General features: G+C 61.4%; 25 protein-coding genes. 12 read left to right on the forward strand and 13 right to left on the reverse strand.

The genetic code is table 11. The features are described 5' to 3' along the window. Positions 1-64 precede the first annotated feature (64 nt). From tauD to ABLV64_RS01495, 7 genes are all read right to left on the reverse strand, one after another. Positions 65-916 carry a taurine dioxygenase gene (tauD, locus tag ABLV64_RS01465; RefSeq protein WP_017898949.1) on the reverse strand — a complete coding sequence of 284 codons (852 nt, stop codon included), beginning with the start codon at positions 914-916 and terminating at the stop codon, positions 65-67. After that, entirely contained in the window at positions 913-1,740 is an 828-nt protein-coding gene (gene tauC, locus ABLV64_RS01470; RefSeq protein WP_008805332.1) for a taurine ABC transporter permease TauC, read from the reverse strand. Before tauC ends, tauD begins: the two co-directional genes overlap by 4 nt. Then, positions 1,737-2,504, reverse strand: coding sequence for a taurine ABC transporter ATP-binding subunit (tauB, locus tag ABLV64_RS01475; protein WP_042939276.1), 768 nt, complete (start codon positions 2,502-2,504; stop codon positions 1,737-1,739). Before tauB ends, tauC begins: the two co-directional genes overlap by 4 nt. Positions 2,505-2,515: 11 nt before the next feature. After that, positions 2,516-3,478, reverse strand: coding sequence for a taurine ABC transporter substrate-binding protein (gene tauA / locus ABLV64_RS01480; protein WP_205608708.1), 963 nt, complete (start codon positions 3,476-3,478; stop codon positions 2,516-2,518). Between the two features lie 240 nt (positions 3,479-3,718). Next, the gene (mmuM, locus tag ABLV64_RS01485; protein ID WP_109938168.1) at positions 3,719-4,651 is read right to left on the reverse strand and encodes a homocysteine S-methyltransferase; all 933 of its coding nucleotides are present in this window, start codon (positions 4,649-4,651) and stop codon (positions 3,719-3,721) included. Next, positions 4,638-6,047: an S-methylmethionine permease gene (gene mmuP, locus ABLV64_RS01490; protein WP_004204899.1), complete on the reverse strand. Its 1,410-nt coding sequence runs from the start codon at positions 6,045-6,047 to the stop codon at positions 4,638-4,640. The genes mmuM and mmuP overlap by 14 nt, the downstream gene beginning before the upstream one ends. A gap of 82 nt (positions 6,048-6,129) precedes the next feature. After that, positions 6,130-6,258 carry a hypothetical protein gene (locus ABLV64_RS01495; protein ID WP_161992934.1) on the reverse strand — a complete coding sequence of 43 codons (129 nt, stop codon included), beginning with the start codon at positions 6,256-6,258 and terminating at the stop codon, positions 6,130-6,132. A gap of 62 nt (positions 6,259-6,320) precedes the next feature. Here ABLV64_RS01495 and eat point away from each other — a divergent pair, with 62 nt between their 5' ends. The 3 genes from eat to eutC are packed head-to-tail and all read left to right on the forward strand — an operon-like array spanning position 6,321 to position 9,871. Then, a complete protein-coding gene (gene eat / locus ABLV64_RS01500; RefSeq protein ID WP_042939282.1) occupies positions 6,321-7,700 on the forward strand; it encodes an ethanolamine permease in 1,380 nt (459 codons plus the stop codon). A 9-nt stretch (positions 7,701-7,709) separates the two neighbouring features. Further along, complete coding sequence (locus ABLV64_RS01505) at positions 7,710-9,098, forward strand: ethanolamine ammonia-lyase subunit EutB (RefSeq protein ID WP_042939284.1); 1,389 nt, start codon at positions 7,710-7,712, stop codon at positions 9,096-9,098. Further along, positions 9,095-9,871 carry an ethanolamine ammonia-lyase subunit EutC gene (gene eutC, locus ABLV64_RS01510; protein ID WP_023319821.1) on the forward strand — a complete coding sequence of 259 codons (777 nt, stop codon included), beginning with the start codon at positions 9,095-9,097 and terminating at the stop codon, positions 9,869-9,871. The genes ABLV64_RS01505 and eutC overlap by 4 nt, the downstream gene beginning before the upstream one ends. Before the next feature lie 426 nt (positions 9,872-10,297). On the opposite strand, the gene ABLV64_RS01515 is transcribed toward eutC, so the two are convergent. Beyond that, positions 10,298-10,441: a hypothetical protein gene (locus tag ABLV64_RS01515; protein ID WP_032426080.1), complete on the reverse strand. Its 144-nt coding sequence runs from the start codon at positions 10,439-10,441 to the stop codon at positions 10,298-10,300. Between ABLV64_RS01515 and ABLV64_RS01520 the strand changes: the two genes are divergently transcribed. From ABLV64_RS01520 to ABLV64_RS01540, 5 genes are read left to right on the forward strand one after another with little or no spacing between them, the layout of a single operon-like run. After that, positions 10,434-11,540 (forward strand): ABC transporter substrate-binding protein, encoded by a 1,107-nt coding sequence (locus tag ABLV64_RS01520; protein WP_004147267.1) that lies wholly within the window; start codon positions 10,434-10,436, stop codon positions 11,538-11,540. The genes ABLV64_RS01515 and ABLV64_RS01520 overlap by 8 nt on opposite strands. 19 nt (positions 11,541-11,559) lie before the next feature. Then, complete coding sequence (locus tag ABLV64_RS01525; protein ID WP_004204905.1) at positions 11,560-12,459, forward strand: branched-chain amino acid ABC transporter permease; 900 nt, start codon at positions 11,560-11,562, stop codon at positions 12,457-12,459. Next, positions 12,459-13,508, forward strand: a complete 1,050-nt coding sequence (locus ABLV64_RS01530; RefSeq protein ID WP_002890127.1) for a branched-chain amino acid ABC transporter permease — start codon at positions 12,459-12,461, stop codon at positions 13,506-13,508. The genes ABLV64_RS01525 and ABLV64_RS01530 overlap by 1 nt, the downstream gene beginning before the upstream one ends. Then, positions 13,495-14,277 carry an ABC transporter ATP-binding protein gene (locus ABLV64_RS01535; RefSeq protein WP_080935953.1) on the forward strand — a complete coding sequence of 261 codons (783 nt, stop codon included), beginning with the start codon at positions 13,495-13,497 and terminating at the stop codon, positions 14,275-14,277. Before ABLV64_RS01530 ends, ABLV64_RS01535 begins: the two co-directional genes overlap by 14 nt. After that, on the forward strand, positions 14,270-14,965 hold the full coding sequence (locus ABLV64_RS01540) for an ABC transporter ATP-binding protein (protein ID WP_004204908.1): 696 nt from the start codon (positions 14,270-14,272) through the stop codon (positions 14,963-14,965). The genes ABLV64_RS01535 and ABLV64_RS01540 overlap by 8 nt, the downstream gene beginning before the upstream one ends. A gap of 116 nt (positions 14,966-15,081) precedes the next feature. On the opposite strand, the gene ABLV64_RS01545 is transcribed toward ABLV64_RS01540, so the two are convergent. Continuing rightward, on the reverse strand, positions 15,082-15,252 hold the full coding sequence (locus tag ABLV64_RS01545) for a hypothetical protein (RefSeq protein ID WP_002890108.1): 171 nt from the start codon (positions 15,250-15,252) through the stop codon (positions 15,082-15,084). Positions 15,253-15,586: 334 nt separating this feature from the next. Between ABLV64_RS01545 and ABLV64_RS01550 the strand changes: the two genes are divergently transcribed. The 4 genes from ABLV64_RS01550 to ABLV64_RS01565 are packed head-to-tail and all read left to right on the forward strand — an operon-like array spanning position 15,587 to position 18,644. After that, the gene (locus tag ABLV64_RS01550; RefSeq protein ID WP_002890106.1) at positions 15,587-16,396 is read left to right on the forward strand and encodes an ABC transporter substrate-binding protein; all 810 of its coding nucleotides are present in this window, start codon (positions 15,587-15,589) and stop codon (positions 16,394-16,396) included. A gap of 1 nt (position 16,397) precedes the next feature. Then, positions 16,398-17,216, forward strand: a complete 819-nt coding sequence (locus tag ABLV64_RS01555) for an amino acid ABC transporter ATP-binding protein (RefSeq protein ID WP_004204909.1) — start codon at positions 16,398-16,400, stop codon at positions 17,214-17,216. After that, the gene (locus tag ABLV64_RS01560; protein ID WP_004204911.1) at positions 17,213-17,965 is read left to right on the forward strand and encodes an amino acid ABC transporter permease; all 753 of its coding nucleotides are present in this window, start codon (positions 17,213-17,215) and stop codon (positions 17,963-17,965) included. The genes ABLV64_RS01555 and ABLV64_RS01560 overlap by 4 nt, the downstream gene beginning before the upstream one ends. Continuing rightward, positions 17,955-18,644, forward strand: coding sequence for an amino acid ABC transporter permease (locus ABLV64_RS01565; protein WP_004204913.1), 690 nt, complete (start codon positions 17,955-17,957; stop codon positions 18,642-18,644). The genes ABLV64_RS01560 and ABLV64_RS01565 overlap by 11 nt, the downstream gene beginning before the upstream one ends. A 3-nt stretch (positions 18,645-18,647) precedes the next feature. Here ABLV64_RS01565 and ABLV64_RS01570 read toward each other — a convergent pair whose 3' ends face one another. From ABLV64_RS01570 to ABLV64_RS01585, 4 genes are read right to left on the reverse strand one after another with little or no spacing between them, the layout of a single operon-like run. Beyond that, positions 18,648-19,358, reverse strand: coding sequence for a fimbria/pilus periplasmic chaperone (locus tag ABLV64_RS01570; RefSeq protein ID WP_023319819.1), 711 nt, complete (start codon positions 19,356-19,358; stop codon positions 18,648-18,650). After that, positions 19,327-20,970: a fimbrial adhesin EcpD gene (gene ecpD / locus ABLV64_RS01575; RefSeq protein WP_004204915.1), complete on the reverse strand. Its 1,644-nt coding sequence runs from the start codon at positions 20,968-20,970 to the stop codon at positions 19,327-19,329. The genes ABLV64_RS01570 and ecpD overlap by 32 nt, the downstream gene beginning before the upstream one ends. Beyond that, positions 20,960-23,485, reverse strand: a complete 2,526-nt coding sequence (locus ABLV64_RS01580; protein ID WP_348843133.1) for a CS1-pili formation C-terminal domain-containing protein — start codon at positions 23,483-23,485, stop codon at positions 20,960-20,962. The genes ecpD and ABLV64_RS01580 overlap by 11 nt, the downstream gene beginning before the upstream one ends. 25 nt (positions 23,486-23,510) lie before the next feature. Next, positions 23,511-24,179 carry a hypothetical protein gene (locus ABLV64_RS01585; protein WP_017900976.1) on the reverse strand — a complete coding sequence of 223 codons (669 nt, stop codon included), beginning with the start codon at positions 24,177-24,179 and terminating at the stop codon, positions 23,511-23,513. Between the last annotated feature and the right edge of the window lie 11 nt (positions 24,180-24,190).

The raw sequence follows: 24,190 nt of genomic DNA on the forward strand, positions 1-24,190 counted from the left end.
TACCCTGCCATCCGGCCAGGATGGCGGATGGCAGGGGTAGTCCTGCAGGCAACATTAACCGCGGCTACGACGCCCGGAAATACGGCTTATCGCCGAGGATCGTCGCCCGGTGCATAATGCGCCGCTGCGGCAGATAGTCGGCATTGGCGTAATGCTGGGTTACCCGGTTATCCCAGATAGCGACATCGTTCGGCTGCCAGCGCCAGCGCACCTGAAACTCCGGTTTGGTGATATGGGCAAACAGGAAGCTCAGCAGCGCCGCGCTCTCTTTCTCGGTCACGTCGACAATCCGCGTGGTAAAGCCTTCATTAACGAACAGCGCCTGCTTGCCGGTCACCGGGTGGGTACGCACCACCGGGTGCAGCAGGGGTGGATGCTTCGCCACCGCCTCCTGCCAGCGCCGATGCTCGGCTTCCGTGTGGTTGTACTTATACTCCTGGAACGATTTACGGAAATCGTGTTCCGCATGCAGGCCGCTCAGCAGCTGCCGGAAGGGTTCTGACAGCGCTTCCCAGGCGGCAATGCCGCTGGTCCACAGAGTATCCCCGCCGGTCGCCGGCAGCTCTTTCGCCGCCAGAATGGCGCCGGCGGGCGGCGTGTCGATAAAGGTGACATCGGTATGCCAGTTGTCATTATCCGGCGGATTATCGTTGTGGGTATCGAGGACGATAATCTCTTCCACGCCAGGGGCGTGAGGGTAGACCGGATGAATATGCAGGTCGCCAAACCGCAGCGCCAGGTCGCGCTGTTGCGCCGGGGTGATATTCTGTTCGCGCAGGAATACCACCTGATGACGCAGCACCGCGTGATACAGCTGCTCAAACTGGTTGTCGCTCAGCGGACGGGTTAAATCCGCCCCGGTCACCAGCGCGCCAATATACGGCCCCAGCGGGGTAATGCTCAGACGTTCACTCATTGTACTTCTCCATGCCAGGGCGTCAGGCGGCGCTGCAGCGCGCGCAGCCCCAGTTCCAGTAAAAAGGCGATAATGGCAATGACTGCGATCCCCGCCAGCACCACATCGGTGGCGAGAAACTCGCCGGCGGACTGCACCATAAACCCTAACCCACGGGTGGCGGCGATCAGCTCAGCGGCTACCAGCGTTGACCAGCCCACCCCGAGACCAATGCGCAGCCCGGTGAGGATCTCCGGCAGCGCGCCGGGCAGGATCACCAGCCACAGCACCTGCGCCCGGCTGGCGCCCAGCGAACGGGCGGCGCGAATCCGCACCTGCTGCGCGCTTTTCACCCCCGCCAGCGCCGACATCGCTACCGGGGCGAAAATCGCCAGGTAGATCAGCAGGATCTTTGACGTTTCACCAATGCCAAACCAGATCACCATCAGCGGTAAGTAGGCCAGCGGCGGCACCGGACGATAAAGCTCGATCAGCGGATCGAGGATCCCGCGCACCGTTGAGTTGAGCCCCATGGCGATCCCCACCGGTACGCCGATCAGCACCGCCGCCAGCAGCGCGATAACGATCCGCGTCAGGCTCGCCGCCAGGTGCTGCCAGAGCGTCGCATCCATAAAGCCCTGCGGCCCGGCGATGGTGATAAGCTTCTGCAACACCTGTCCTGGCGGCGGCAGAAACAGCGGGCTAATCAGCTGCAGCGCCGCGACCGCCCACCAGACGGCCAGCAGCACCGCCAGGGTCGCCACGCTGAGGGTAAGCTGACGGGAGAGCGGCCAGCGCCATTTCAGCGTCGTCTGACGCGGTTTGTCGTTCAGTACCACGCTCATGAGAAAGCCTCCCGTTGGTCAAACACCCGGCTCAAAATGTATTCCCGCTGTTCAATAAACCGCGGGTCGGATTTGATGCTGCGGCAGGGTTCGCCCGCGACAAAGCGGCGGCTGAAATCTAGCGGCAGCCGCTCCACCACCCGCCCCGGCCCGGGCGACAGCAGCACCAGCTCGGTGGCCATAAAGATGGCCTCTTCAATGTCATGAGTGATCAGCAGCACCTGTTTGCCGGTCTCATGCCACAGTTTCAGCAGCAATGTCTGCATCTGCTCGCGGGTAAAAGCGTCAAGCGCGCCGAAGGGCTCATCCAGCAGCAACAGCTGCGGATTCGCCGCCAGCGCCCGGGCGATGCCCACCCGCTGGCGTTGACCGCCGGACAGCTGCCAGATAAAGCGTTTTTCCGCCCCTTCGAGACCCACCTTCTTCAGCATCTGCGCCGCCGCTTGCCGGCGCTGCGCTTTATCCACGCCCGCCAGCTGCAGACCCAGCGCCACGTTATCCTGCACATTGCGCCACGGCAGCAGACCTTCATTCTGGAAGACCACGCCGCGCTCTGCGCCCGGCCCGGTCACCCGCTGACCTTCGAGGGTGATGCTGCCGTGCTGATAGGGCACGAATCCGGCAATCAGGTTCAGCAGGGTAGTTTTACCGCAGCCCGAAGGCCCCAGCACCACCAACAGCTCCCCACTCTCCAGCGTCAGGTTGATATCCGCCAGCGCCGGTTTACCGCCGTAGTCGGCGGAAAGATGCGAGATTTGCAGCATCGCCGCCTCCTTTACTTCACAAAGCGGTCAGTGACGTACTGACGATAATCGGTTCCCGCCGCAGGCACTTTGCCCTGCTCTTTCAGGAAGCGCGCGGTATCCACGATGGCCTGATTGACCGGCCCGTTCAGCGCCTGCGCCTGCTCAGCGGCGGTGAGATAGGTATTGCCCTTCACCAGCCCCGGGACATCGGCTTCCAGCACCCCGCTCAGGCGCGCCAGCTTGCTGATGTTGTCCGGCTGTTTCAGCCATGCCTCCGGGTTGGCGATGTAGGGCTGCTGGGCGTCGATGGCGCTTTTAGCGAACGCTTTGACAATCTCCGGATGCTGCTCGGCGAAGTCCTTACGGACCACCCAGACGTCCAGGGTCGGCGCGCCCCACTCCCCAACCTGCGCGGAATCGGTCAGCACCTTGCCCTCTTTTTCCAGTTCATTAACCGCTGGCGCCCAGACGTAAGCGCCATCGATATCCCCGCGCTGCCAGGCGGCGATAATCGCCGGCGGCTGCAGGTTAATAATCTGCACCTGGCCCGGCTTGATGCCCCAGTGTTTGAGCGCCGACAGCAGGCTATAGTGGGTGGTGGAGATAAACGGCACGGCGATGCGCTTGCCGATCAGATCTTCCGGTTTGGTGATGCTTTTCTTCACCACCAGCGCTTCGGAGTTGCCGAGCTTTGAAGCGAGCAGGAACACTTCAATCGGCACCTGCTGGCTGGCGGCCACCGCCAGCGGGCTGGAGCCGATATTGCCGATCTGCACATCGCCGGAGGCCAGAGCCCGCACCACGCTGGCGCCGCTGTCAAATTTCCGCCAGTCGACGGTCGCCCCGCTGGTTTTGGCGAAGGTGTTGTCCGCCTGGGCGACTTTCGCCGGCTCAGCGGAGGTTTGATACGCCACGGTAACGTTGACCGCCTGCGCCTGGAAGGCGGCGACGGCCAGCGCCGCCAGAAGAGTAATTCGCGATGTGAATGCCATAATGTCTGCTTCCCCTGAGTTGTTATAGGTGCAGTATTTCCGGCATCAGGATGGAGATGAAGTAATTAAAAATTCTGGCTAATAGCGAATCGTTTTTAGAACAAAAGCGGGAAAGGATAGTTGATTTTGAGCGATTGGTTGGTGGCAGATGGTTGGCGCCGGGTGGCGGCTGCGCCTTGCCCGCCCTACGGATCGCGCAATATGTAGGCCGGGTAAGCGCAGCGCCACCCGGCAAAAAACTCAGCGCTTCGCGTTAAGCTCAGCAATATCCTTCGGCGTGGTGCGGCAGCAGCCGCCGATCAGCTTCGCCCCGGCCGCCAGCCACTGCGGCAGATAATCCGCCAGGCTGGCGCAGGCTTCGCCATGATGGTGCCAGGTCTTGCTCACCGCATCATAATGCTCGCCGGAGTTAGGATAGACCACCAGCGGCAGCGCCGTCAGGCTGTGCAAATGCGCCAGCGCCGCGGACGTATTTTCCAGCGCGATACAGTTAATCCCCACCGCCACCACCTGCGGGTTATCCGCCAGGGCGGCCATCACCTCGCGCAGCGGCGTGCCGTCGCTCAGATGTTCGGCGTCGCGCAGCGTGAAGGAGTACCAGGCGCGAGCGCGGGGATACTCCTGCAGCAGGGCCGCCAGGGCCTGGATCTCGGCGAATGACGGCAGGGTTTCACAGGCCAGCAGGTCGGCGCCCGCATCCAGCAGCGCTTCGACGCGCGGCCGGTGGAAGGCCTGGAACTCTGCCGCGCTGCGCTGATAATCGCCGCGATACTCCGAGCCGTCGGCAAGAAACGCGCCATACGGCCCCACCGAACCGGCGACCAGCAGCGTGCCGGCCTGCGGGTTCTCGGCGAGGTACGCCTCGCGCGCTTTGCGCGCCAGCTCGACGCTTTTGCCGATCAGCGCCCGGGACTGCGCGTCATCCAGCCCGCGTGCGGCAAAACCCGCCGGGGTGGCCTGATAGCTGGCGGTGATCGCCACCTGCGCCCCGGCGCGAAAGTAGTCGAGATGCACATCGCGGATCAGCTGCGGGTTCTCCAGCAGCACTTTCGCCGACCACAGGCTGTCAGCCAGATCGCAGCCGCGGGCCTCCAGCTCGGTGGCCATAGCGCCGTCCAGCAGCACGAAAGGCTGGGCGGCAAGCAGGGCGGTAAACGGATTAGTCTGCGACATGTTGGGGCTCCTGAGTCATTTTCCGTGAACGAGTAAGATACCAGGCACCATAGCACAGGGCCACAAAGGGGATCCCGCACCACAGCGCAATTCTCTGGCTCGGGTCAAAAGCAAGGCCCACGCAGGCCACCAGGCACAGCACAAAGCCCAGAATCGGCACCACTGGATACCAGGGGGCGCGATATTGCAGGTCGCTCAGCGCCTTACCCTGCTGCAGATGGCGGCGGCGGAACATAAAGTGCGAGGCGCAGATGCTCAACCACACCGCCACCACCGCAAAACCGGAGATCGCCGACAGCGCCACAAACACCGTGTCGGGCGCCACCACGCTGGAGAACAGCGCCAGCACGCCGCCCAGCATACTCACTGACAGCGCGGTCACCGGCACGCCCCGTTTATTGACTTTGGCAAAGCAGGCCGGCAGCGTCTTCTCGTTCGACAGCGACCAGAGCATCCGCCCGGAAGCGTACAGGCCGGAGTTGGCCGCCGAGAGGATCGCCGTCAGGATCACGAAGTTGAAAATATCCGCCGCGTAAGGGATACCCACCTTTTCAAACACCAGCACGAAGGGGCTTTTCTCCACCCCCGCCTGCTGCATCGGGATCAGCGCCGCCAGCACAAACACGGTGCCGATAAAGAAAATAATCAGCCGGGCGATGGTGGTGCGGATGGCGACCGGAATAACCTTATGCGGGTTTTCCGTCTCCCCGGCGGCAATGCCGATAAGCTCCGTCCCGGAGAAGGCGAAGTTCACCGCCACCATGGTCATCAGGATCGGCAGGCCGCCGTGCGGGAACCAGCCTTCGGCGGTGATATTGCGCAGACCCGGCGCCGGGGAGCCATCCTGCATCGGAATGATGCCGAAAATGGCCGCGCCGCCGAGAATAATAAACGCGATGATGGTGATCACTTTCACCAGCGAGAACCAGAACTCGCCTTCGGCGAAGAAGCGGGTCGAAATGATGTTAAGGCCGAAGATCACCGCGCAGAACACCACGCACCAGATCCAGACCGGCACCTGCGGGAACCAGTACTGCATACAGAAGCCGGCGGCGGTAAAGCTCGAACCCAGCGCCACCGTCCACGTCAGCCAGTAGAGCCACGCCACGGTATAGCCCGTCGCCGGGCCAAGGTAACGCGCCGCGTAAACGTGGAAAGCGCCGGTCTCCGGCATCGCTACCGACAGTTCGCCGAGGCACTGCATCACCAGCCAGACCACCAGGGCGCCAATCAGATACGCCAGCAGCGTCCCGGCCGCGCCGGTGGTGGAGATGATATAGCCGGTATTAAAGAACAGGCCGGTGCCAATCACGCCGCCGAGCGACAGCATGATCAGATGACGCGTTTTCATGGTGCGCTTCAGTTGCCCACCTTGTTGTTGTGTTGTGCTTTGCATTTTATTTTCTCACGCCAGCCCGCTTGCCCGGGTCATGATGCGTATAAACGTATAGACATCTAAACATCCAAAAGAAGAAGTGTTATACCGTGCCGCCGCTGAAAAAGCAAAGCCGCTGCACCAGGTCGCGCGCCGACAGCGTGCAGCCTGCCCCATTTTTGCGCAGCGCCGACGGGCGCTCCCCGAACTGGCGCCTCATCGCGACGGACAACGTTCTGGCACTCTCTTTGCAGCCTGTCGTTCAGAACCTTTCTATCTGGCGAGGCAACACGTATGACAGAGCACACCACCACCTTAAAAAGAACGCTCGGCAGTTTTCGTTTATGGGGGATCGCCGTCGGACTGGTGATATCCGGGGAGTACTTCGGCTGGAGCTACGGCTGGTCGCAGGCGGGCACGATGGGGTTTATGGTCGTCGCCCTCGCGGTCGCCGCCATGTACTGCGCCTTTATTTTCAGCTTTACCGAGCTGACTACCGCCATCCCGCACGCTGGCGGCCCTTTCGCCTATGCCTACCGCGCCTTCGGGCCCACCGGCGGCTTTATCGCCGGTTTTGCCACTCTGATTGAATTCGTCTTCGCCCCGCCGGCCATCGCCATGGCCATCGGCGCCTACCTCAACGTGCAGTTTCCGGCGCTGGATCCGAAATGGGTCGCCTGCGGCGCCTACGTGATCTTTATGACGCTCAATATCCTCGGCGTCGGCATCGCCGCCACCTTCGAGCTGATCGTCACCCTGCTGGCCATCTTCGAGCTGCTGGTGTTTATGGGCGTAGTCGCCCCCGGCTTCTCCTGGAGCCATTTCACCACTAACGGCTGGGCGGGCGCGGAAAGCTTTAGCGGCCTGGCGCTGCCGGGTATGTTCGCCGCCATTCCGTTCGCTATCTGGTTCTTCCTCGCCATTGAGGGGGCTTCCATGGCCGCCGAAGAGGCCAAAGATCCGCAGCGCACCATTCCCCGCGCCCTGGGCGGCGGCATTCTGACGCTGACGGTGCTGGCGATTGGGGTGATGGTCTTCGCCGGCGGCGTCGGCGACTGGCGCGCGCTGTCCAATATTAACGATCCGCTGCCCCAGGCGATGAAGACGGTCGTGGGCAACGGCAGCGGCTGGCTGCATATGCTGGTGTGGCTGGGGCTGTTTGGCCTCGTCGCCTCCTTCCACGGCATCATTATGGGCTACTCGCGGCAGATCTACTCCCTCGCCCGCGCCGGCTATCTGCCCGCCGGTCTGGCCACCCTCAATCGCCGCACCCGCACTCCGCATCTGGCGATCCTTGCCGGGGGCGTGGTGGGCATCGCCGCGATCTTCTCCGACTCGCTGATCACCATCAGCGGCATGCCGCTGACCGCCTGCATCGTCACCATGTCGGTATTTGGGGCTATTGTTATGTATATCACTTCCATGGCGGCGCTGTTCAAACTGCGCCGTAGCGAGCCGAAGCTGATCCGTCCGTTCCGCGCGCCGCTCTACCCGCTGGCGCCGGCCTTTGCCCTCGGCATGGCGGTGCTCTGCCTGGTGGCGATGGTTTGGTATAACCTGCTGCTGGCGCTGATTTTCGCGGCGATGATGCTCGGCGGCTACCTGTGGTTCCGCAAAACCGCAGCGGCCCGTGAACGGGCGCCAGTGGATCCTCAACTGCGAACGGTCTCCTGAGGAGGCGGCATGTATAAAACCACGCTATCGGGCCAGGTATGGCGCTTTGATAGTCTGAAAACGCTGATGGCGAAAGCGTCGCCGGCTCGCTCCGGCGACGCCCTGGCGGGGGTTATCGCCCACTCAGCCGAAGAGCGGATGGCGGCGAAAATGACCCTCGCCGAGGTGCCGCTGACCGACATCCTCGACAATCCGCTTATCCCTTACGAGCAGGACGAAGTGACCCGCCTGATCCTCGACACCCACGATGCGCAGGGCTTTGCCGCCCTGCGTCACCTGACGGTCGGCGATTTCCGCGACTGGCTGCTGGACGATGCCACCGATACCGCCACGCTGCAGCGGGTCGCCCGCGCTATCACCCCGGAGATGGCGGCGGCGGTAAGCAAGCTGATGCGCAATCAGGATCTGATCCTCGCCGCCAGCAAATGTCAGGTGGTGACGCGCTTTCGCAACACCATCGGCCTGCCCGGCCACCTCAGCGTGCGCCTGCAGCCCAACCATCCCACCGATGACCTGAAAGGCATTGCCGCCAGTATGCTCGACGGGCTGCTGTACGGCGCCGGGGACGCGGTGATCGGCATCAACCCGGCCAGCGACAGCTTACCGGTGCTGGCGCAGTTGAACGTGATGCTGGACGATATTATCCAGCGCTTCGCCATTCCCACCCAGTCCTGCATTTTGACCCACGTCACCAATACGCTGCAGCTGATTGAGCGCGGCGCGCCGGTGGATCTGGTGTTTCAGTCGGTGGCGGGAACCGAAGCGGCCAACAGCGGCTTCGGCATCAATCTTGCCATGCTGCAGGAGGCCCGCGAAGCGGCCCTCAGCCTCGGTCGCGGTACCCTCGGCAACAATGTGATGTATTTTGAGACCGGGCAGGGGAGCTGCCTGTCGGCCAACGCCCACCACGGCGTCGACCAACAGACCTGCGAGGCGCGGGCCTACGCCGTCGCCCGCCACTTTGAACCGCTGCTGGTCAATACGGTGGTCGGCTTTATCGGTCCGGAGTATCTCTACGACGGCAAGCAGATTATTCGCGCCGGGCTGGAAGATCACTTCTGCGGCAAGCTGATGGGCCTACCGATCGGCTGCGACGTCTGCTATACCAACCACGCGGAAGCGGATCAGGATGATATGGACACCCTGCTGACCCTGCTGTGCGCCGCCGGGCTCACCTTCCTGATCGGCGTGCCCGGAGCGGACGATATCATGCTCAATTACCAGAGCACCTCGTTCCATGACGCGCTGTACGCCCGTCGTCTGCTGGGCTTAAAGCATGCCCCGGAGTTCGCCGACTGGCTGGCGAAGATGCAGATTATCGATCCGCACGGCGCGCTGCGGCTCACCGACGCCCGTCATCCACTGTTGTCCGTCCTGCCGCAAGGAGCCTCCGTATGAACCGTCCCGACGCCTGGAACCCGCTGCGTGAATTTACCGATGCGCGGATTGCCCTGGGGCGCAGCGGCGCCAGCCTGCCGACCCGCGAAGTCCTCAACTTTGGTCTGGCCCACGCCAGAGCGCGGGATGCTATTCATCAGCCGTTCGCCAGCCAGCAGCTGGTGGCGCCGCTGGCGGCGCTCGGCCTCGACGCTCTGACGGTGCACAGCGCCGCGCCGGACCGTCACACCTATCTGCGGCGTCCGGATCTCGGAAGGCAGCTTGCCGACGAAAGCCGCGCCGACCTCGCCGCCAGCGGCGTCCGCCCCGCCGACCTGCTGCTGGTGATCGGCGACGGCCTCTCTTCATGGGCGGTAGAGCGCCAGGCGGTGCCGTTGATCCGCGCCCTGCTGCCCTACCTGCAGACGCTGGGTATCGGCCTGGCGCCGGTGGTGCTGGCCCATCAGTCACGGGTGGCGCTGGGGGATGATATTGGCGAAACCCTGAAAGCCCGCGCGGTGGCGATCCTGATTGGCGAACGACCGGGTCTCTCCTCGCCGGACAGCCTCGGCGTCTACCTCACCTGGCAGCCGCATCGGCAGCGGCTGGAGTCGGAGCGTAACTGTATCTCCAATATTCGCCCGGAAGGGCTGAGCCATGACGCCGCCGCCTTTAAACTGGCCTGGCTGCTGGAGCAGGCTTTTTTACGACGGCTTACCGGCGTGCGCCTGAAAGATGAAAGCGATAATCCGGCGCTGCATGGGAAAATAAAACCGTTGCCCCCTTTTAAATAATAAGTCACGTGAGCCGCAGAATAGATTGTTAATATTACCGGGCGCGCCTGAATATTATATTCGGGTGCACGCTGAAATTTCCCGGCGGCGCTTCGCTTGCGCGGGCCGACGAAAACCGTTTAACCGGTATATTGCGTGTTTTCAGGCCGGGTAAGGCGCCTGTCGCCACCCGGCAAAATGCGTTCACCGTATCAAAAACCGTGTGGTCGCCAGCCTTATGCCCTTGCCTGCAGGTAATAAGAATATTGCATGAGTAAAAACGAAACGGACGTTGTAAGGTAATTCAGCGCATTAAAAATACCCGTCATACTTCAAGTTGCATGTGCGTTGGCTGTCAGTCACTTACTTCTGTAAGCGCCTGGGGACTCGCTCACTTGCCGCCTTCATGCGACTCGAATTATTTAGGGTATATATCTCGTTATCTATTCAACATAACAGCCAATAATTCGCCGGATAAGCTGGCGCATTATTCCTCAATGTTATGCAGTCATTGATGGTTAAAGATAAATAATCGACCGACGGAGAAATACCCATGAAATCGTTTTCCGGGAAAGCGTCTTTAATGGCCACGCTGGTTGCCGCGCTGGTCGGCGCCAGCAGCGCGCAGGCAGCGGAAATTAAAATCGGGGTGGTATTACCCCTGAGCGGCGCCCTCAGCGGCTATGGCCAGCCGTCGCAGAAAGGTCTGGACATTATTCAGGCCATCACCCCGACGTTAAAAAATGGCGATACCATCAAGCTTATCGTTATCGATGATAAAAGCGACAAAGTCGAAGCGGCCAACGCCATGCAGCGCCTGGTCTCCAGCGATAAAGTGGATGCCGTTATCGGGGAAGTCACCTCCTCCAACACCCTGGCGATGACCAAGATCGCCGATGACAGCAAAACGCCGCTGGTCTCCTCCACCGCCACCAACGACCGCGTCACCCGCAACCATCCCTACGTCAGCCGGGTCTGCTTCTCGGACAGCTTCCAGGGGGTGGTCGGGGCCAATCTGGCCTCCCGCGATCTGAAAGCCAAAACCGCCGCCATCGTGTTTGACAGCAGCAACGATTACTCCGTCGGCCTGGCGAAAGCGTTCCGCACCCAGTTCCTGAAAAACGGCGGCACCATTCCCATCGAGGTCCAGGCCCCGGGCGGCAGCAAGGACTTTAAAGCCCAGCTGGCGAGCGTCAAGGCGAAGAATGTCGACATGATTTATATGCCGATCTACTACACCGAAGGGGCGCTGATTGCCGTGCAGTCTAAACAGCTGGGGCTCAACAAACCGGTGGTGGGCGGCGATGGTCTGGCCGCGGATCAGGTCTTCTTCGATGTCGGTAAAGACGCGGTCAACGGCTATATGACCACCGATTATTACTCGCCGAACGCCAAAGAGCAGACCCCGGCGGGGGAAACCTTCATCAAAGCCTGGGAAGCCAAATACCAGCAGCCGACCCATACCTGGGGCGCAATGGCGGCGGATGCCTATAACGTCATCGTCAACGCCATGAACCAGTGCAGCGATCCCCACGATCGGGTCTGCGTAAATGAAAAAATCCGCGCCACCAAAGATTTCCAGGGCGTGACCGGCACGCTGACCTTACAGAACGGCGATGCCATTCGCAGCGCGGTCATCAACGAAGTGAAAGATGGCAAGCTGGCGTTTCGTACCGTGGTTAACCCTTAAGTTGTGACGAGGCTACAAAATGGACGGCGCCATTTTTCTCCAGCAAGTGGTCAATGGAATGAGTCTTGGGGGCATGTACGCCCTGATTGCCATCGGTTATACGATGGTTTATGGCGTGCTGCGGCTGATCAACTTCGCCCATGCGGACGTGATGATGGTCGGCGCGTTTAGTACGCTGTTTTTATTTTCTTCGGTTGGGCTACCCTTCGGGGTAGCCGTTTTCCTGACCCTCGGGCTGTGCGGCCTGTTTGGTATGCTGATTGACCGGGTTGCCTATCGTCCGCTGCGTCAGGCCTCGAAAATCTCCATGCTGATCACCGCCATCGGCGTCAGCTTCTTCCTCGAAAACCTGTTTAACGTGCTGTTCGGCGGCAGCTCGCGCTTCTTCTCCGCCCCGGACTTTTTCAACCAGACCCGGGCCTTTGGCAGCGTCATCATTACCAACGTGGCGTGGATTGTGCCGCTGATCACCGTCCTGCTGCTACTGGCGATCCTCTGGCTGCTGTACCGCACCCGCTATGGGATGGCGATCCGCGCGGTGGCCTTTGACGTCAACACCGTGCGCCTGATGGGCATTGACGCCAACCGGATCATCTCCCTGGTCTTCGCCCTCGGCAGTAGCCTCGCGGCGCTCGGCGGCGTGTTCTACTCCATCAGCTACCCAACGATCGATCCCCTGATGGGCGTGCTTATCGGCCTGAAGGCCTTTGCCGCCGCCGTGCTCGGCGGGATCGGCAGCGTCACCGGCGCGGTGCTGGGCGGCTTTATCCTCGGTTTTACCGAAGTGGTCGCGGTGGCGATCGTCCCCGAACTGGGCGGCTATAAAGATGCTTTCGCCTTCCTGTTCTTGATTCTGGTCCTCTTGTTCCGCCCGGTCGGCATTATGGGCGACGAACGTCTGGAAAGGAGCCGTTTCTGATGCTCAACGCGACGACGACCGCCGGGGCGCAGCTGCGCAACCTGGCCATTATTGTCATCTGTATCGCGCTGTTGGCCGGAATCAACGTGGTTTTTAATGACTACATTGTTCGCGTCATCAGCACCATTTTTATCTTTATGATCCTCGCGGTCAGCTACAACCTGATCAACGGCGTGACCGGCCAGCTGTCGCTGGAGCCGAACGGCTTCGTGGCGGTGGGCGCCTACGTCACCGCCCTGCTGATCCTCTCCAGCGACAGCAAGGTAGACATGTTTGAAATGGCCGCCCCCAGCCCGTGGATCCTCAGCCTGCACGCGGGTTTCCTCCCCGCCCTGCTGATAAGCGGCCTGTGCGCGGCGGCGCTGGCGGTGTGCCTCGCCGTACCGGTCTTCCGGGTGCGGGGCGACTACCTGGCCATCGTCACCCTCGGCTTCGGGTTTATCATCAAGATCCTCGCCATTAACAACCCGCAAATCACCAACGGCGCCATCGGGCTGAACGATATTCCGCAGCAGCCGCATCTTCTGTTCTGGTGCGGGCTGTTCGCCCTGCTGGCCACCGGCATGATCCTTCAGCTGGTGTGGTCGAAGTATGGTCGGATGATGAAAGCTATTCGCGACGACGAAGATGCGGCGATCGCCATGGGGGTCAACACCTTCCGCATTAAAACCTGCGCCTTCGCCACCAGCGCCTTCTTCGAAGGGATCGGCGGCGGTCTGCTGGCTTCCCTGCTGACCACCATCTCCCCGGGGCTGTTCGACTTTATGCTCACCTTCCAGCTGCTGATTATTATCGTCCTCGGCGGACTCGGCAGCACCACCGGCGCCCTGCTCGGCACCGTGCTGGTGGTCGGCAGCGGCGAGTGGCTGCGCTTTCTCGACCAGCCGCTGCAGTTCTTCGGTCACGATCTCGGCGCCTATCCGGGCCTGAGAATGGTGGTCTTCTCCCTGCTGCTGCTGATTATCATGCTCTTCGCCCGCGAAGGGCTGCTGGGGAAAAAAGAGATTTGGCAGACCGGAAGAAGGAGCGGCGGCTATGGCGGAAAATAAAATCATCCTGCAGGTGCAGGACGTCACCATGCAGTTTGGCGGCCTGCGGGCCATCGACAACGTCAGCTTTCATGTTGACGAGGCGGAGATCTTTGGCCTTATCGGCCCGAACGGCGCGGGCAAGACCACCCTGTTTAACGTCATCACCGCCAACTATAAACCCACCAGCGGCAGCGTCACCCTCGCGGGCTCGTCGCTGAAGGGGCTGAAGCCCAACCAGGTGGTGAACGCCGGGATCGCCCGCACCTTCCAGAATATCCGGCTGTTTAACTCTATGACGGTGCTGGAGAATGTGATGGTCGGGCTCGACCGGGCCAGCCGCTATTCGTTGCTGGAGGCGGCCCTGCACATTGGCCGCTACTTTCCGGCCGAGCGGGCGGCGAAGGCCAAAGCGATGGCCATTCTGGAGGATATCGGCATCGCCCACTTCGCCCATATGCAGGCCACGAACCTGAGCTATGGCAACCAGCGCAAAGTGGAGATCGCCCGCGCGCTGGCCACCGCGCCGAAGCTGCTGCTGCTCGATGAGCCGGCTGCCGGGATGAACCCAAAGGAGACCGAGGATCTGGCGGAGCTGATCTTCCGCATGCGCCATGACTATCAGCTCAGCGTCCTGTTAATCGAGCACGATATGCCCTTCGTCAACCGCCTGTGCGAACGGGTGATGGTCCTGGAGTATGGTAAGCCATTGTTCAGCGGCCTGATGGCCGAGGCGATCCAGCATCCGGACGTCATTTCCGCTTATCTGGGAGAAGCCAATTATGCTTAACGCCCGGGAACTGAAGGTTTTTTACGGCGTGATCCAGGGGCTGAAGGGCGTCGATATCGACGTCTATGACCGGGAGATCGTCACCCTGATCGGTAGCAATGGCGCCGGTAAAACCTCCACCCTGAACGGGATCGTCAACCTGGTGCGCTCCAGCGGGCGCGTCAGCTTCCTTAACGACGATATCTCGCGCAGCCAGACCCACCAGATCGTGCGCCGCGGGCTTGCGCTGGTGCCGGAGGGACGCCGGGTCTTTACCAACCTGACCATCGAAGAGAACCTGCGCATGGGCGCTTACAATAATCTCGCCGGCTACACCCGCCTGCGCGATCGCATGTACGCCCTCTTTCCACGGCTCAAGGAGCGGCGCCATCAGATGGCTGGCACCATGAGCGGCGGCGAGCAGCAGATGCTGGCCATCGCCCGGGCGCTGATGAGCGAGCCGGTGTTATTGATGCTGGATGAACCGAGCCTCGGACTGGCGCCGAAAATTGTCGGCGAGCTGTTCGGCATCATTAAGCAACTGCGCGAAGAGAATATGACGGTGCTGCTGGTGGAGCAGAATGCGACGGCCGCGCTGGCGATCGCCGATCGGGCGTATGTCCTGGAGAATGGCCGGATCACCTTGTCAGGCGCGGCGCGGGAGATGCTGACTAATCCGGAAATTAAGCGGATGTATCTGGGGGGATAGGCATGGTCAAAACTGCCTGGGCTGCGGCGGCGCCTCCTGCGAGGCCGCAACCTCAGGCAGTCTCTTGCTACACAAAGCACACCTCGTTCCAGTAGGCTTCTCGCGTCCTGCGTCGCTCAGTATGTCTTATCATGACGGAACCACCGGGTTTCCACGTTGCCAATGTCCACGCCGTAAAGGCTGGCCACCGGCAGGATCGCCTCCATGACGCGTTGGGTATCTTGCTGTCCGGCTTCACCGTTGGACAAAAAAGCCAGCCAGCCCGTTAACCGTTGCCACAATGCCACTTTCGTTTTCTCCTCTGTCGGGAAGCGTATCGCCTGGGTCTATTTCAACCACAGTTGGCCGGGCGCGGGAAATATTAATTCCGAATTTGCAATCCTGGCTGGCGCATATTACCCCCGGTCCTTTTCCCCTCACCCTAACCCTCTCCCTGAGGGAGAGGGAACCGTTCGGCGGTCGTTGTCGCACCGGGAAAACGCCAGCGGCGCATAAAGAATACCCACAGGTTTGTTAAGTTCTTTTTGGTTATAGATAAGAATTTTTTCTTCTTTGCCGCCGATGGGCAATTTATGGGAGCGTGATGTCCACAAAACAAAACAGGGATTCAGGGGAAAAACTATGCGCAACAAAACCACAAAAATCGCACTGGCGCTGGGTATGCTGCTGCTCGCCTCGCAGGCGCAGGCCGACCAGCTGGCTGACATCAAAGCCGCTGGCGTCGTGAAAGTCGCCACCTTTGACGCCAACCCGCCGTTCGGCTCCGTAGACGCCAAAACCCACCATATCGTCGGCTACGACGTCGACTTTGCCCAGGCGCTGGCGAAAGCGCTCGGCGTCAAACTCGAGCTGGTGGCCACTAACCCGGCCAACCGTATTCCGCTGCTGCAGTCCGGCAAAGCCGACCTGATCGTCGCCGACATTACCATCACCCCGGAGCGGGCCCAGGTTATTGATTTCTCAACGCCGTATTTCGTCACCGGCCAGCAGTTCCTCGTGCCGGCCGGTTCTCCGGATAAGCTTGATGAGTACAGCAAAGCGCGCATCGGCGCGGTGAAAGGCACCACCGGCGAACAGGCCCTGCACCAGCGTTTCCCGCAGGCTCGCGTCCTCTCCTATGACGATATTCCGCTGGCCCTGACCGCCCTGCGCAACGGCAACGTCCAGGCCATCACCCAGGACAGCACTATCCTTGCCGGTCTGTTGGCGGAAGCGCCGGATAAAGCCAAGTTTAAAATTCTGCCCGATCTGCTCAGCAAAGAAGAGATTGGCGTGGGCGTGAAGAAAGGCGAACCGGCCCTGCTGAAGGCCGTCAACGATGAGCTGGTGAAGCTGGAGAAAACCGGCGAAGCCGCGAAAATTTACGATGTCTGGTTTGGCCCTGCCACTAAAACGCCGCAGCCGCGCGCCTTTACCATAGAAGCGAAATAATATGTTCTCGGGTTTATTCTCCCACTCCGCGGCCCCGGCCGCGGATTTTTCACGTCTGCAGCGCGCCAGCATAACGTTTCGTGAGGTGGCCAAGCGCTACGGCGATCATCAGGTGCTTAACGCCATCAACCTGCAGGTCGAGCCCGGCGAAGTGGTGGCGATCCTCGGTCCTTCCGGATCGGGAAAATCGACGCTGATCCGCTTGATCAACCAGCTCGAATCCTTAAGCGGCGGCGAGATCCTGATCGACGGTAAACCCACCAGCCGGCTGAGCGGCAGCGCCTTGCGCCAGCTGCGCAGCCGCGTCGGCTTTGTCTTCCAGCAGTTCAACCTTTACGCCCACCTGACGGCGCAGGAGAACATCACGCTGGCGCTGGAGCGCGTCCACGGCTGGGGAAAAAGCGCGGCTCAGGAGCGGGCGCTGGCGCTGCTGCGCCAGGTCGGGCTGGAGGAGAAAGCGCAGCAGATGCCGGCGCAGCTCTCCGGCGGCCAGCAGCAGCGGGTGGCCATCGCCCGCGCTCTGGCCTCCTCGCCGCAGATTATCCTGTTCGACGAGCCCACCTCGGCCCTCGACCCGGAGATGATCGGCGAAGTGCTGCAGGTGATGAAAAACCTCGCCCACAGTGGGATCACCATGCTGGTGGTGACCCACGAGATGCAGTTTGCCCGCGAAATTGCCGACCGGGTGGTGTTTATCGACGGCGGCGACATTCTCGAGGTCGCCCCGCCGGCTGAGTTTTTCGCCCATCCGCAGCATGCCCGCGCGCGGCGTTTTCTGCAGAAGGTGCTGGATCCGCTGCACCAGGAGAGCCTCGAGTGACGCCGATGCTTGACTGGCACGGCGTCCTGAGCGGACAGCCGTTGCAATGGATTATCTCTGGTTTTCTCACCACCGTCTGGGTCAGCGTCGCCGGGATCCTGCTCGCCACTGCGCTGGCGGTCCTGCTGCTGGCCCTGCGTCTCGGCGGCGGCCGCGTGGGGCGCGGGCTGGTGGCCGCGTGGGTCTCGCTGTTTCGCAATACTCCGCTGCTGGTCCAGCTGCTGTTCTGGTACTTTGCCGCCTGGAACCTGCTGCCGCTGGCGGTGAAGGACGTGGTAAACGACGAGCACGCCTGGTCCATTCTGCCGGGCAACGTCTGGTGGCTGACGCCGGAGTTCCTCTGCTCGATGTGGGGGCTGGGGGTCTTTACCTCTGCCTTTCTGGTGGAAGAGATCGTCTCCGGACTGCGCGCCGTCAGCCACGGGCAGCGGGAAGCCGCGCTGTCGCAGGGCTTTACCCCATGGCAGGAGCTGCGCTTTATCCTCCTGCCGCAGGGACTGGCCAACGCCTGGCAGCCGATTGTCGGCCAGTATCTCAACCTGATGAAACTCTCATCGCTGGCCAGCGGCATCGGCTTTGCTGAACTGACTTATCAGGTGCGGCAGATTGAGAGCTATAACGCGCACGCCCTGGAGGCGTTTGCCGTCGGCACCGCGCTGTATCTGGCGCTGGGGGTGGCGATGGGCGTGGCGCTAACGCGTCTCGGCCCGGGAAGAAAACTGCAACGGAGCGCCCAACATGAACGCTAATCTGGCGGTGATCGCCGATAATCTTGATTACCTGCTGTGGGGCCGGCTGGCGGAGGGCCAGCCCGGCGGCGTGGCACTGACCCTGCTGATGGCCATCGGCGCCACCCTGCTGGCGCTGCCGGGAGGCATTGCGCTGGCGGGGCTGGCCTGGCGCTACGGCGGGCTGACGCGACGTCTGCTGTTCCTGTGGGCGGAAATTATCCGCGGCATCCCGCTGATATTTGTCATCTTCTGGCTGTGGTATCTGCTGCCGATGCTGACCGGCGGCGATCTGCCCGGCGCGGTGACCGTGACCCTGGCGCTGGCGTGGTTTACCGCCGCCTCGGTGATGCATTCGGTGCTGGCCGGGCTGCAGTCGCTGCCGAAAGGACAGTATGAGGCGGCGCTGACCCAGGGGTTCGCCCCCTGGCAAACGCTGCGCCTGGTGCTGCTCCCGCAGGCGCTGCGCAACGTTCAGCCGTCGCTGGTGGGGATCTTTATCGGCCTGCTGAAGGACACTTCGCTGGCATTTATCGTCAACGTCCCGGAGCTGACCACCGTGGCCGGCCAGGTCAACAACCGGGTGCAAATCTATCCCCTGGCGATCTTCGTCTTCACCGGCGCGGTGTACTACCTGCTGTGCTGCGGTCTGAGCCTGCTGGCCAGCCGGCGCTTTACCCGCCGCGCGACCGCCGGATAAGGCTCACTCCGCGGGACGGGGCTTCAGCGGACAGGTATCGCTGATCTTAATAAATTTGTCGTTATAGACCAGATAGTGGTTCCCCGGCTGGCGCAATGCCGGCTGGCGAACCACGTCCCCGGGACGCAGATACCACGCGTCGCCCTCCTCTTCGGTCGAATCGCACCCGGGTTTAATCAGCAGCTTAAACCAGGTATTGCCGGTGTTGCTCACCGTCCCGGCCGCCTTATCGAAAGACCATTTAAACTGTACCTGCCGCGGGCGCACCACCAGGATGGTATCCATCACCACCACTGGCTCCATGCTGACTTCGCCGCCGGTCGGGCTGCGCCTCGTCAGGTTACGGGTGGGAATTTCACGAAACGAGACCCGATAGTAGCGCTCGCGGTTATCCCGCGGCCCATGATAATAAAATTTGAAATATTCGCTCTCCCCGGCCTGCAGCGCCAGCTGGCGGGGGGCGAACAGCAGTTCGCCATCCACCGGCCGGGAGCGCACTTCGCTGCCGCCAGGGCGGTCGATGGCGCTGACGGTGATCCGGTACAGCCGCGCGCTTTTATTGTTATTGACCACCCGTTTGCTGGCGAAATCCGCTTCAGCCGGCAGGGAAAAGGTCAGATTGCCGACCGAGATCGCCTGCGCCAGCGGCGCCGCCAGCAGGCAGCCCAGCGTCAGCAGGGCCTTAGTTAATGTTGCGCCACGTCGCCTGGACATGAATCTCTCCTGAAGCGCTGACTTCGCCAAACCAGCCGTTATCGTCTACCGTCCGCAGCGAAATGGCGTTATCCATCGGAATCGAAAATTTCACCGTGGTCTTATCCATCTGCCCCACTTCGCCGGAGATATCGGTCCACGGCGTGGTCAGCCACAGCGCATCGGTCATATCCCGCCAGCTGTCATCGCACCCGGCGTCGTAGGTCTGCGTCGCGCCGCTGCGGGTGATAAAAGAGAGCGTCGCCGGGAACGGCACTTTCGCCGTACCGTCATCGGAGCTGAAGAGACAGTAGGAGCGCCCACCAATCACCTGCGCCGGTCCGGTCACTTTGATCAGCACTTCGTCGGCGGCCGTTTTACCGCTGGTGGTGACGATGTAGCCGAAATCGAGCGCCGGTTCACCGCTGCCGACATACCCCTCCCGCGACGGCGCCGAGGTATATTCGTCAGAGATAATGCTGATGCTGAAATCACGGGGCTTGATAATCAGCGTATTGGAGGTGGAAAACTCATACCAGCCTGACTCCGGCGAGGTGGTGTTCTGGAAGCGAAAGTTGAACAGATCCTTGGTATTGATATCGCTGATCCCGAGATTCACCATCTGCTTAAAGAAGTTGCTGGAGAAGAACACATAGATCGCATCTGAGCTCTTCATCTCATTGAAGGTGTAGTAATAGGCGGTATTGCTCACCGGCTTCCATGAGCTGCCGTTGAGGCTGAACTGCATATCATACGCCCCGACGGCCGAGGCCAGCGACGAGTTGGCGATCGCCGGGAAAATATGGATCGACGTATTGCTTAACCCATTGGTCTGCAAGGTATAATTGACCATCTTACAGCTTAATCCTGAACGGCTGCCAATGGTCTGTGTCCGGCAGTCGGCGTTCCCTTCCCCAAGGGTTGGCACGCCATCGCTGTTGATAAACACCTCCGCCAGCGAGTGGGTGTTTATCAACCGCAGGTTCGCGGCTTTGGTGTGGGTGACGTTGCGCACATACCAGTTGCCGGAGGCCTGATCCTTACAGCGCGCGCCGCTGCTGGCGTCGTAGTTCACCGAGGTCTGGCAGGCATTGATGGTCATCGTGAAGCTGCCGCCGACCGGCATCTGTTGCAGATACTGATAAAACGCGTCCGACATCATACCGTGCATCCACTTCGCGCCGCCGCTGGTCACCGTCGCGCCATAGAACCCGCTGGCGTCAGTGGTCTGCGGCAGGATCAGGCTGGTGGCCATATCGCACCCGGCGTACCAGTTGATGCAGCGCAGGCCGGTTAAGGGGTGCGAAACCGGCGAGTTTTCCAGCCACATATCAAACTTCCAGTTGGCATTGAGCCCGGTGTTGTAGCCGTTATCGATATAGCCGAGACTCTGCTGATAGATGGTCCCGGAGCCGGTGTATTTTAAGCCGGTCCAGCGGTTGGCGCCGGTCATGCGCGGATCCAGCGCCCCGCCGGGAGTGACGAAAAAGTTGTCGTCGGAGTTGTTTTCCACAAACACAAACTCGCGCGCCGGCGCATCCGACCAGGTGGTCTTGGTCACCGCCGCCCTGAGCGCAGCCGCCGGCCAGAGCAGCGCGAGGATCGCCAGGGCGATTAATGGGTTAACTTTCATTCTCTTCTCCTGTCTGCTGCACCGCCGCCCACGACGAGAGGCCGCTGCAAACCACATCCCCCACCCACACGGCGCCGCGCGCCTGGCTGAGCTCCAGCGCCACTTCGCAGGTTTTATTGCCGCCGTAGCTGAAATCGATCGTGGGGTATTTCTTATCCACATCCATAACAAACTCGCCGTTTTCATCGGTGCGGGTACGGCCGATATGGTTGTTAATCCGCGCATTCGCCAGCAGCGTGCCGTCTTCCGCCCGAATACGACCGGAGACGGTGACCATCTGCTTCACCTCTGGCTCAATCACCGCCACGTTGCCGGGATAGAGAGTCAGATGACTCTTGCGCCCGCTGACGATGTCGTAACTGTCGAGCGAGTTTTTGCTGTTCTGCAGCTCCACCTCATAGCGGCCATAAGGCGAGAGCGGCAGATAGTTACGCTTACCGCCGAGCGGGAAGATCCGCCCGTTGACCCTGGCGCTGATTTGACCATCGTCCTCCAGCCCGGTGTTGAAGATCACCCCGGCGTTGCCGTCGGTTCGTCCGCTGGCGGCGATATTTTTGCCCTGCCAGCCGACGCTGCCGCTGGCGGTGAGGTTGGTGTTGACGTAGCCGTCCGCTGCGCTGTTGACGTTCAGCGTGCCGCTGGCGTAGCGGGCGTCGAACTGGGCATACGCCCCGCCGCTGAGGGTTTTGTCATCCCCGGTATCGCCGGAGATGGCCCGCGACAGATTGGCGCCGATGGTGCGAATGGTGCCTTCATCAAACTGTTTACGCGCTGAGAGGTTAGCCATGGTGTAGCCGTTCTGATGGGTCATCCCGGCGCTGAACCAGTTGCCCAGCGGCAGCGACAGATCGAGGGCGATATATTTCCCGGTGTTGGCGCTGCTGTCGCCATTGTTATAGCGCTGGATCCCCGCCCGCAGGCCGAGCGAGCCAAAGGCGCCGCTGTAGACCGTCTGATAGTAATCCGCGGTGTAGTAATGGCTGTTGTAGCGGCGATCATCGTTGTAGCTCACGCTGAACGTTCCCAGCTTCGACCACAGCGCATTCAGGTTGAGGGTGCCGCCGATCGCCCGGTTATCGGCATCGCTGCGCCGCAATTGATCGCCAATGTGGGTTCTCTCCTGGTTGACCCACACTGAACTAAAGCCCCCCGGCAACGTGGCGCTGATGCTGCCGACGCTGCTCCACGAGCTGTCGCTGGCCAGCATGTTTTGCAGGTTAACGTTGATCGCCTCGCCCAGCGGCAGCGTCAGGCGAGTTTCTCCCACCGCCTGGTTGTCGTAGCCATAGCCCGTTGCCGCCCAGCTCAGGGTGCTGAGCGACCCGGAGGCCGAGAGGCCCGCCAGCCAGCTCTCTTTCGCCGGCCGGGTCTTTTTTCCGCTCTCCGACCAGCGATCCATATGAAAACTGCCGCCCCATACCTGCCACGCCAGCGGCGCGCCGGCGCCGCGTCCCCGGCTGAACAGCTTATTGACCCGCTGGGTGCGTTTGCTGACCACCCGCCCGTTGACGATCACCTCCACTTCCACGTCGTAAATACCGTATGGCAGGCCGCGGGTATCCACTTCATGGTTGCCCATGGCGAAGTTCTGGACGCTCAGCAACCGGCCGTCGCGGGTGAGATGCACCTCGCCCGCCGCCGGTAAAAAGGCAATCACCGGCGTGGCGGACTGGCTGTTGTCGAAGACGGTGGAGCTGGCCTGGTTCCCCCAGGAAAGGCCGTAAATCTTGCCCGCCGAAATAGCGGTCATCGGTCCCAGAGACTGCAGGTTCCAGGTGTCAAGCATCCCGCCGGCAAAGCGGTGGCCAGCGAAATCGCGTTCATACATGGCTTTATATAATTCACTGTCCTGCTGACCACTGCCGATGCCGTACAGCGAGCCGTCGAGCACCACGTGATGCTCACGCAGCGCCGTGACGTTGTTCAGCGACAGGTAGCTGGAGGTGTTGCTTCCGCCGTTGCGCATCTGGTTGTTATAGACGCCGAGGTTATAGCTCAGGTTGCTGCTCAGGGCGTTGACGCTCGACTGGCCGATGTCTTCGCTGCGCGAGCGCAGCACGGTGCCCAGCGCCTCGCGCTTGACCACCAGCTGCAGCAGCAGCTGACGCAGGCTGAGATCCAGCTGCGCGCTGTCGGTCAGAGTAATGGTGAGCGCCTCGCTGAACGGGGCGTTGGCGAGGCCGATCAGCTGCTGTCGGGTCTGTTCGCTGACGCTGGCGTTACCCTCATTGTCCTCCAGCCGGATCTGCCGAACGCGCAGCTGGCCGCCATCCAGCCAGATAAAGGCGCTGCCGATCCGCTGATCGTCCCGGGTGTCCTGGCTGCCGGCAAGATGAATATAAAGAGGAACGCTCATGCCGTCCTGCAGCGCCTGGCTGAAGGCCTGCGGAATAATCACCCCGCCAATCTGCTGCGCGCCTGGGGCCGCCGCACTGGCGTCGGGCTGAACGAACAAAAAAAACATGCCGAAGGCAAGCCGCGTTTTCAGTCCTGGGGAAATCCGTTGTAGAGGCATCGTCGTTATCCATCTGCACAGCTGTCTATTTCACGGGAACAAACTGCTCACCCTGCCAAAGCGCAACCCGTCCTTTTTTATCCGCCGTGTCCACGCGCGTAAAACGGCGTGATTTACCCGGCATCAGGTAGTAGTTCTCTTTGCACTCCTTACCGTCGGCGGCCTTCAGGCAGGGGCCGTAGGCGAGGATCCGCAGCGTCGCATTCCCGGTGTTGGTCAGGGAGCCGTTGGCATACTGAAAGCGGTAGTTCACCTGCCGGGGCGCCACCACCAGGATGGTGCCGATGCGAGCGGAAGCGGTGGCCACCGCGCTGCGGGTGGCGTTATCGCGCTGGGCATCGCTGAGCGCCTGGTCGAACCAGACAATGCGGTAGTAGCGCTCTTTGTTATCCGCCGGGCCTTTGTAGAAGAAGCGGATCACATCGCTGGCCTGGGCGGGTAGCAGCAGGCTGGCGGGAGTGAGCAGCACCTCATCCGGTTTATCCATCGGGATAACCTGTCCGTCGTCCAGCGGGGAAGAGAGCCGTTCGAGATGGATATTGATCAGGCGGCCGCTGTCGGTGCTGTTCTTGATCGTTTTGCTCAGTGTGCTGCTGCCGCTGTTCATAAACGATGAGATATCGCCGACATCCAGCGCCTGCGCCGGCGATACTCCGGCAAGCAGCAGCCCGAGGGCCAGAAGGTGCTTTTTCATAACAATTCCGT

Source organism: Klebsiella sp. JB_Kp031, assembly GCF_040064295.1.
In the GTDB taxonomy this organism is placed as follows: Bacteria; Pseudomonadota; Gammaproteobacteria; order Enterobacterales; family Enterobacteriaceae; genus Klebsiella; species Klebsiella quasipneumoniae.

Bases quoted from the DNA above. Each gene is read 5' to 3' on its own strand.
- tauD (WP_017898949.1), bottom strand. From the start codon at position 916: ATGAGTGAACGTCTGAGCATTACCCCGCTGGGGCCGTATATTGGCGCG.
- tauC (WP_008805332.1), bottom strand. From the start codon at position 1,740: ATGAGCGTGGTACTGAACGACAAACCGCGTCAGACGACGCTGAAATGG.
- tauB (WP_042939276.1), bottom strand. From the start codon at position 2,504: ATGCTGCAAATCTCGCATCTTTCCGCCGACTACGGCGGTAAACCGGCG.
- tauA (WP_205608708.1), bottom strand. From the start codon at position 3,478: ATGGCATTCACATCGCGAATTACTCTTCTGGCGGCGCTGGCCGTCGCC.
- mmuM (WP_109938168.1), bottom strand. From the start codon at position 4,651: ATGTCGCAGACTAATCCGTTTACCGCCCTGCTTGCCGCCCAGCCTTTC.
- mmuP (WP_004204899.1), bottom strand. From the start codon at position 6,047: ATGCAAAGCACAACACAACAACAAGGTGGGCAACTGAAGCGCACCATG.
- eat (WP_042939282.1), top strand. From the start codon at position 6,321: ATGACAGAGCACACCACCACCTTAAAAAGAACGCTCGGCAGTTTTCGT.
- ABLV64_RS01505 (WP_042939284.1), top strand. From the start codon at position 7,710: ATGTATAAAACCACGCTATCGGGCCAGGTATGGCGCTTTGATAGTCTG.
- eutC (WP_023319821.1), top strand. From the start codon at position 9,095: ATGAACCGTCCCGACGCCTGGAACCCGCTGCGTGAATTTACCGATGCG.
- ABLV64_RS01520 (WP_004147267.1), top strand. From the start codon at position 10,434: ATGGCCACGCTGGTTGCCGCGCTGGTCGGCGCCAGCAGCGCGCAGGCA.
- ABLV64_RS01525 (WP_004204905.1), top strand. From the start codon at position 11,560: ATGGACGGCGCCATTTTTCTCCAGCAAGTGGTCAATGGAATGAGTCTT.
- ABLV64_RS01530 (WP_002890127.1), top strand. From the start codon at position 12,459: ATGCTCAACGCGACGACGACCGCCGGGGCGCAGCTGCGCAACCTGGCC.
- ABLV64_RS01535 (WP_080935953.1), top strand. From the start codon at position 13,495: ATGGCGGAAAATAAAATCATCCTGCAGGTGCAGGACGTCACCATGCAG.
- ABLV64_RS01540 (WP_004204908.1), top strand. From the start codon at position 14,270: ATGCTTAACGCCCGGGAACTGAAGGTTTTTTACGGCGTGATCCAGGGG.
- ABLV64_RS01550 (WP_002890106.1), top strand. From the start codon at position 15,587: ATGCGCAACAAAACCACAAAAATCGCACTGGCGCTGGGTATGCTGCTG.
- ABLV64_RS01555 (WP_004204909.1), top strand. From the start codon at position 16,398: ATGTTCTCGGGTTTATTCTCCCACTCCGCGGCCCCGGCCGCGGATTTT.
- ABLV64_RS01565 (WP_004204913.1), top strand. From the start codon at position 17,955: ATGAACGCTAATCTGGCGGTGATCGCCGATAATCTTGATTACCTGCTG.
- ABLV64_RS01570 (WP_023319819.1), bottom strand. From the start codon at position 19,358: ATGTCCAGGCGACGTGGCGCAACATTAACTAAGGCCCTGCTGACGCTG.
- ecpD (WP_004204915.1), bottom strand. From the start codon at position 20,970: ATGAAAGTTAACCCATTAATCGCCCTGGCGATCCTCGCGCTGCTCTGG.
- ABLV64_RS01580 (WP_348843133.1), bottom strand. From the start codon at position 23,485: ATGCCTCTACAACGGATTTCCCCAGGACTGAAAACGCGGCTTGCCTTC.
- ABLV64_RS01585 (WP_017900976.1), bottom strand. From the start codon at position 24,179: ATGAAAAAGCACCTTCTGGCCCTCGGGCTGCTGCTTGCCGGAGTATCG.